We start from the raw sequence: 6,966 nt of genomic DNA on the forward strand, positions 1-6,966 counted from the left end.
AATGTAGAAAAGGCGCCTGCTCACGAATTTGTTGGCGTCTTTTTCACAAAATATTGATGGCACGCTTTCTAGAGTTCAGCCAAGTTTCCCCGGTGCCGCGCAGGCCCTCGGGCTGATAATCACTCTTGATTGCGAACACTGATGCTCAACTTCAAATCCCTGCGGACTGAATGGGTCACGCTGCTGGCCAGCCTTTACCTGCTGATAGGCTTCAATGTCTTCCTCTGGCAGCATCTCGAACAGGTCGTGCCGCCCGGTTTGCCGGGGCTTTGGCTGAGCCTGGCGTTTGCCGTGCTGATGCTGTTCGCGTTCAACCTGATCCTTACGTTGTTCGCCTTCCGTTATGTATTGAAGCCAATACTTATCGTGTTGTTCATGAGTGGCGCGGGTGTGGCTTACTTCATGAACCAGTACGGCGTACTCATTGACGCGGGCATGTTCCGCAATATTGCGGAAACCAACGTGGCGGAAGTGCGTGACCTGCTTTCGTTGAAGTTTGCCTTGTATATCCTGGGCCTCGGTGTAGTGCCTTCGCTGCTGTTGTGGAAGGCGCCGATCGCCTATCGCGCCTGGCACCGTGAACTGCTCGGCAAGCTGGTGGTTGGCGGTGCCTGCGTGGTGGCCCTGGGCTCGGTGGCACTGGTCAACTACCAGGGCCTTTCGTCGCTGTTTCGCAACCACCACGAACTGCGCCTGATGCTCACCCCCAGCAATATCGTGGGTGCCTCCATCGGTTATGTCAGCGAGCGCGTCGGTACCGCATCACGGCCCTTCCAGCATTACGGCGAAGATGCCAAGCGTGACGCTGCCTGGCAAAAGCATGAACGCAAGTCGCTGACTGTGCTGGTGGTGGGTGAAAGTGCGCGGGCAGATCACTTCGGCGTGCTCGGCTACAACCGCGATACCACACCGAACCTTGCCAGGGAGCAGGGCCTGCTGGCGTTCTCCGATGTTCACTCCTGCGGCACGGAAACCGCCGTTTCGGTGCCGTGCATGTTCTCTGGCATGAAGCGCAAGGACTACGATGCCCGCGTGGCGAAGAACCGCGAAGGGTTGCTGGACATCCTCCAGCGGACCGGCCTGGCGGTGCAGTGGCGTGACAATCAATCGGGCTGCAAGGGTACCTGCGACCGCGTGCAGTTCATCGATGTCAGCAAACTCCAGGACCCGCAGTTGTGCGCTGATGGTGAATGCCATGACCAGATCCTGCTGCAGGGCCTGGGTGAGCTGATCGACAACCTCGACAAGGACACCGTGCTGGTGCTGCACCAGATGGGCAGCCACGGGCCTGAATACTTCAAGCGCTACCCCGGCGCCGACCAGCGCTTTGCCCCGGTGTGCCAGAGCAACGCGCTGGACCAGTGCAGCGAACAGGAAATCGTCAACGGCTACGACAACACCCTGGCCTATACCGACAAGGTGCTGGCCTCGCTGATCGATACCCTGCGCAGCAAGCAGGACAAGGTCGACACGGCGATGATCTACCTGTCCGACCATGGCGAGTCGCTGGGTGAGTACAACCTGTTCCTGCACGGCACGCCTTACGCCATCGCCCCCGAGCAGCAGAAGCATGTGCCGTTGCTGACCTGGTTCTCCGACAGCTACAAGGAGGACTTCGGCGTCGACACCGATTGCCTGGCCAAGCTCAGCGATGCGCCGCTGTCGCAGGACAACCTGTTCCACTCGATGCTCGGCCTGTTGCAGGTGCGTACCGAGGTCTACCAGCAATCGCTGGACATGTTCGCCAGCTGCCGGCCGTGGCTGGCGGCCAAGCGCTGAGTCTGACTGCACCGTTTATCCATTCCAGGGATGGCGCAGGTTTCACCAGCAGTGCCCGCGCCGTATATACTGCGCGCCAATGTTAGTGGGAGAGCCTCGTGGCCATCGAAATACACTGGATCCGTGACGACCAGAGCCTGGCCGAACACTGCCGCGACTGGCATCAGCTGCCCTTTGTCGCCGTCGACACCGAATTCATGCGGGTCGACACCTTCTACCCGAAAGCCGGGCTTATCCAGATCGGCGATGGCCAGCGTGCCTTCCTGATCGACCCGTTGCTGATCGGCAACTGGCAACCCCTGGCCGAACTGCTGGATGACAGCGGTGTGGTCAAGGTGCTGCACGCCTGCAGCGAAGACCTCGAAGTGCTGCTGCGCCTGACCGGCAAGCTGCCACAGCCGCTGTTCGACACCCAACTGGCGGCCGGTTATCTGAACCTGGGGTTCTCCATGGGTTATTCGCGCCTGGTGCAGGATGTGCTGGGTATCGACCTGCCCAAGGGCGAAACCCGCTCCGACTGGCTGCAGCGCCCGCTCTCGGAAACCCAGGTCAGCTATGCCGCCGAGGATGCCGTGCACTTGGCCGAGCTGTTCACCGTGTTGCGCCCGCGCCTGAGTGACGACAAGTACGCCTGGGTGCTGGAGGACGGCGCCGAGCTGGTGGCTGCATTGCGCCGCGAAGTCGAGCCCGAAAGCCTGTACCGCGACGTCAAGCTGGCCTGGAAGCTGGCCCCCCAGCAACTGGCAGTGCTGCGTGAGCTGTGTGCCTGGCGCGAGCGTGAAGCGCGCAACCGCGACGTACCGCGCAATCGCATCCTCAAGGAGCACTCGCTGTGGCCGATGGCCAAGAGCCAGCCGAGCAACCTGTCGGCGCTGGCCAAGATCGACGAGATGCATCCGCGCACCATTCGTCAGGACGGTGAGTTCCTCATCCAGCTGATCAAGCGTGCCGCCAGCCTGCCAGCCGAGCAATGGCCACAGGCCTTGCCCGAGCCTTTGCCGATCGAGGCCGCAGGTATCCTCAAGCAGCTGCGTGCCATCGGCCAGGCCGAAGGTGAGCGCCTGGGCATTGCCCCCGAGCTGATGCTGCGCAAAAAAGCCCTGGAAGCGCTGCTCAAGAGCGGCTACCCCAATGGCCCCTATCAATTGCCCGATTCGCTGCGCGGCTGGCGCCGTGAGCGCATGGGCCAGGCCCTGCTGGACAGCCTCGCAGGCGCCGGAGAGACCCGATGAAACGCATTTGCTCTATCTACAAGAGCCCCCGCAAGAACGAAATGTACCTGTACGTGCTCAAGGCCGACGGCCTGGAGCGCGTGCCCGAAGGCCTGCTGCCGTTCTTCGGCACCCCCGTGCACGCCTTCGACCTGGTGCTTACCCCCGAGCGCAAGCTGGCCCGCGAGGATATCGCCAAGGTGCTGGAAAACCTCGACAACCAGGGTTACCACCTGCAGATGCCGCCGCCGGAAGACGACTACATCGAGCACCTGCCCGAAGAGTTGCTGCGCCGTAACGACCCTGCCTGATCATGCGAGTACTGATTGCTGAGCATGATCATGCTCGATACGCCGAGATTTTGCGCGCAGCCGCGCCTGAGCTGGAAGTCCTGACCAGCGGCGACTCCGCCGAACTGGCACGCCAGGCGCCACAGTGCCCGGTGTGGCTGGGCCAGCCGGACCTGCTGGCAAGCCTGTTGCGCCAGGGCCACAAGCCGGGCTGGATGCAGTCCACCTGGGCCGGTATCACCCCGCTGCTGGCCGAGGGCCTGCCGCGCGACTATCGCCTGACCCGCGCCGTGGGCATCTTTGGCCAGGTGATGGCCGAGTACATGCTCACCTACATGCTCAGCCATGAGCGCGAGGTGCTGTCGCGGCTGGTCAGCCAGGTCGAGCGTCGTTGGGACGACCGCCCGGGGCGGACCCTGGAAGGGCGCAAGGTGCTGATCGTCGGCACTGGCGACATTGGCCAGCGGGTGGCCGAGTTCCTGCAGGCGTTTGGCGTGGTGCTGTATGGCGTTGCCAGCAGCGCCCGCGAGCAGGCGCCGTTCGTCGAGGTAGCGGCGCTGGCCGACCTGCCGCGCCTGGTGAGTCAGGTCGATTACGTACTCAACCTGCTGCCGGATACCCCGGCAACCCACGACCTGTATGACGCGGCACTGTTCAAGCGCTTCCAGCCCACGGCGCTGTTCATCAATGCAGGGCGCGGCGCTGCGGTGGTCGACGCTGACCTGGTCGAGGCACTGAAGGAAGGGCACCTGGCGGGGGCGGTGATCGATGTCTGCCGGCAGGAGCCGTTGCCCAGGCAACACCCGTTCTGGACGGCGTGGGGCTTGCTGCTGACCGGGCACAGCTCGGCACCCACCTCGCCGGCGGCGATGGTGCGGTTGTTTGTCGAGAATGTGCGGGCGTATGCGGCGGGGCAGGGGTTGCGAGGTGAAGTGGACTTCGCCCGAGGCTATTGATTTCTGTTGCCTGTACTGGCCTCTTCGCGGGTAAACCCGCTCCCACAGGATCCCCACTACCCTCAGGTCCTGTGGGAGGCTGGTGTTGGCTGTGCTGGCACAGGATCAACACAGGCCCCATGGGGCAGTGGAGATCCTGTGGGAGCGGGTTTACCCGCGAAGAGGACGGTACAGCCAATAAAGGCTTACAAGCTGAAATCACCCTCGGCAGCCAGCTCGCTCAGTGGCTTGCGCGGGCTCGGGACTTCACGCGCCTGCAGCGCTTCGTTCAGGCTGGCCTTATCGCCCAGCTTGCCGATTGCCACCATGGCATGCAGCACGTAGCCTTCAGGAACCTTCAACTCCTGACGCGCCAGCTCCTGGTCGAAACCGGCCATGCCATGGGTATGCCAGCCGCTGATGCTGGCTTGCAGGGCCAGGTGCCCCCAGGCGGAGCCGGTGTCGAAGGTGTGCCACAGCGCCGGCTTTTCTTCCGTGGCGCCCGGGGCGGCGTAGGTGGTCTTGGAAATCACCAGCACCAACGCCGATGCCTGTTGCGCCCAGCTGCGGTTGGCCGGCACCAGCAGGTTCAGGTAACGCTCCCAGTTCGGCGTGTCACGGCGGGCATAGAGGAAGCGCCAAGGTTGCGAGTTGTTCGCCGAGGGCGCCCAGCGTGCAGCTTCGAGGAAGCTCAGCAAGGTTTCCTCGCTGATCGGCTCGGCGGTGAAGGCACGTGGCGACCAGCGGTTGATGAACTGCTCGTTGATGGCGTAATCGGCAATGCGGGGGTTGGCGCTCATGGCGGCTCCTGCAAAAGGGCGGTAAACGCGCACGCTACTGCGTCGCGTCGCGACTGACAAGCGGTCTGGCTTTGCCGAAGGCCAGGCTCTAGACTGGCGCCGCCGCGCGCCGTGGCTCCAAGATGAATGCAGGAAACCCGTGTCATGATCGCTGAAAACGCGCCGTTCTGGCAGCGCAAGACCCTCGAACAACTCAGCCCGCAAGAGTGGGAGTCGCTGTGTGACGGTTGCGGCCTGTGCTGCCTGCAAAAGCTCGAGGACGAGGACGACAACAGCGTCTATTACACGCGCATCGCCTGCAAACTGCTGGATCTGCACACCTGTCAGTGCAGCGATTACCCCAACCGCTTCGCCCAGGTACCTGACTGCATACAGCTCACCCCGGGCAAGGCCGACCAGTTCAAGTGGCTGCCGAGTACCTGCGGCTACCGCCTGGTCAGTGAGGGCAAGGACCTGCCGGCCTGGCACCACCTGGTCTGCGGCGATCGCCAGCAGGTCCATGAACAGCGCATTTCCCAGTCGGGGCGCATGCTCAGTGAACACGATGTGCACGAAGACGACTGGGAAGACCATCTGATCTTCCGCGCCAGCTGACCGGCGCGGCCCGCTGCCACGGGGAAACAAGGAGTTTCTGTATGCGTTGCCAGCTGTTGTTGCTGTTTGGCCTGATGGCCAGTTCGCCGGCCTGGGCGAAAAAGGTCGACCTCGACTATCAGGTGCGCCTGTTGCCAGCCAGCGGCCAGGCGGAGGTCCGCCTCACCTTGGCCGAAGGCAGTGCCGTGCGCAGCCTGGATTTCGACCTGGGCAAGGCTGGGGCCTACAGTGGCTTCCAGGCTGATGGCCAATGGCAACTGCAGGGCCAGCGCGGCGTGTGGCAACCGGCGGCCGGCAAGACCAGCCTCAGCTACCGCGTGCAGCTGGACCAGAAACGCGGCAGCGGCGCCTATTCATCGCGCATCACCCCGCATTGGGCGCTGTTCCTGGGCGACCAGCTGGTGCCGCCTGCGCGCCTCGACCAGCAGGATGGCACCGAACTGGTGGCGCGGTTGGCGTTCGACCTGCCGGAGGGCTGGAAGAGCATTGAGACCTCCTGGCCGCGTATCGGCAAGGACAAGTTCCGCATCGACAACGTTTCGCGCCTGTTCGACCGCCCCACAGGCTGGATGCTCGCCGGCGACCTGGGCAGCCGCCGCGCCCGCCTGGGCGAAACCGAGGTCACCGTGGCCGCACCGGTGGGGCAGGGTATGCGGCGCATGGACAACCTGACCATGCTGACCTTTGTCTGGCCGCAATTGCAGGCGGTTTTCCCGCGCAACCCGCCGAAGCTGCTGTTGGTCGGCGCTCGCGACGGCATGTGGCGTGGGGCGACCGCCGCGCAGGGCTCGTTGTACCTGCACAGTGCCCGGCCGATGGTCAGCGAGAATGGCAGCAGCCCGTTGCTGCGCGAAGTGGTGCAACTGTTTGCGCAGATCCATGGGCGTGATGGCAGTGACTGGCTGGTGGAAAGCCTGAACGACTATTATGCCAGCGAGTTGCTGCGCCGCTCGGGCGGGGTGAGTGACGACCGTTACGAGGCTTGGCAGGCGCGCCTGAGCAAGCAGGGCGCCAAGGTCACCCGGCTCAAGGGCGAGCATGCCACCCCGGCGCAGGTGGCGCGCGGAGTGATGCTGTTGCAAGCGCTGGACAAGGAAATCCGCATCCACACTCAGGCCAAACGCTCGCTGGACGATGTGGCACGCGGGTTGATGCGCCTGCCCAGCGTCAGCACCGAAGACTTCGTGCAGATCAGCGAGAACGTGCTGGGGCGGCGCTCAGAGGTGTTGCAGAGCAAGGCGTTGCGCTAGCCGTTTCTGCACCTGTGCCGGCCTCTTCGCGGGTAAACCCGCTCCCACAGTATGGACTGCCCCCGAAAAGTTGGACAGTTTTAGCCAGTGGCCTGAGTCCTGTAGCT

7 protein-coding genes are annotated in these 6,966 nt (G+C 63.6%); 6 read left to right on the forward strand and 1 reads right to left on the reverse strand.

Annotation, left to right across the window (positions count from 1 at the left end):
• Nucleotides 1–141: 141 nt before the first annotated feature.
• From MJ643_RS20000 to MJ643_RS20015, 4 genes are all read left to right on the forward strand, one after another.
• Nucleotides 142–1,779, forward strand: coding sequence for a phosphoethanolamine--lipid A transferase (locus MJ643_RS20000; RefSeq protein WP_013973769.1), 1,638 nt, complete (start codon nt 142–144; stop codon nt 1,777–1,779).
• 98 nt (nt 1,780–1,877) lie between these two features.
• The gene (gene rnd / locus MJ643_RS20005; protein ID WP_013973768.1) at nt 1,878–3,011 is read left to right on the forward strand and encodes a ribonuclease D; all 1,134 of its coding nucleotides are present in this window, start codon (nt 1,878–1,880) and stop codon (nt 3,009–3,011) included.
• On the forward strand, nt 3,008–3,301 hold the full coding sequence (locus tag MJ643_RS20010; protein ID WP_015271354.1) for a YcgL domain-containing protein: 294 nt from the start codon (nt 3,008–3,010) through the stop codon (nt 3,299–3,301). Before rnd ends, MJ643_RS20010 begins: the two co-directional genes overlap by 4 nt.
• A 2-nt stretch (nt 3,302–3,303) precedes the next feature.
• Entirely contained in the window at nt 3,304–4,236 is a 933-nt protein-coding gene (locus MJ643_RS20015; RefSeq protein ID WP_208209696.1) for a D-2-hydroxyacid dehydrogenase, read from the forward strand.
• A 185-nt stretch (nt 4,237–4,421) separates the two neighbouring features.
• Here the strand turns inward: MJ643_RS20015 and MJ643_RS20020 are convergent, their stop codons facing one another.
• The gene (locus MJ643_RS20020) at nt 4,422–5,015 is read right to left on the reverse strand and encodes a nitroreductase family protein (protein ID WP_013973765.1); all 594 of its coding nucleotides are present in this window, start codon (nt 5,013–5,015) and stop codon (nt 4,422–4,424) included.
• A 144-nt stretch (nt 5,016–5,159) separates the two neighbouring features.
• Here MJ643_RS20020 and MJ643_RS20025 point away from each other — a divergent pair, with 144 nt between their 5' ends.
• Both MJ643_RS20025 and MJ643_RS20030 read left to right on the forward strand, forming a co-directional pair.
• Nucleotides 5,160–5,609, forward strand: a complete 450-nt coding sequence (locus tag MJ643_RS20025; protein WP_015271351.1) for a YcgN family cysteine cluster protein — start codon at nt 5,160–5,162, stop codon at nt 5,607–5,609.
• A gap of 41 nt (nt 5,610–5,650) precedes the next feature.
• Complete coding sequence (locus MJ643_RS20030) at nt 5,651–6,859, forward strand: hypothetical protein (protein WP_013973763.1); 1,209 nt, start codon at nt 5,651–5,653, stop codon at nt 6,857–6,859.
• The last annotated feature ends 107 nt before the right edge of the window (nt 6,860–6,966 follow it).

It is taken from the genome of Pseudomonas sp. PNPG3, from assembly GCF_023093815.1.
GTDB lineage: Bacteria > Pseudomonadota > Gammaproteobacteria > Pseudomonadales > Pseudomonadaceae > Aquipseudomonas > Aquipseudomonas asiatica.

Bases quoted from the DNA above. Each gene is read 5' to 3' on its own strand.
- MJ643_RS20010 (WP_015271354.1), top strand. From the start codon at position 3,008: ATGAAACGCATTTGCTCTATCTACAAGAGCCCCCGCAAGAACGAAATG.
- MJ643_RS20030 (WP_013973763.1), top strand. From the start codon at position 5,651: ATGCGTTGCCAGCTGTTGTTGCTGTTTGGCCTGATGGCCAGTTCGCCG.
- MJ643_RS20020 (WP_013973765.1), bottom strand. From the start codon at position 5,015: ATGAGCGCCAACCCCCGCATTGCCGATTACGCCATCAACGAGCAGTTC.
- MJ643_RS20000 (WP_013973769.1), top strand. From the start codon at position 142: ATGCTCAACTTCAAATCCCTGCGGACTGAATGGGTCACGCTGCTGGCC.
- MJ643_RS20015 (WP_208209696.1), top strand. From the start codon at position 3,304: ATGCGAGTACTGATTGCTGAGCATGATCATGCTCGATACGCCGAGATT.
- MJ643_RS20025 (WP_015271351.1), top strand. From the start codon at position 5,160: ATGATCGCTGAAAACGCGCCGTTCTGGCAGCGCAAGACCCTCGAACAA.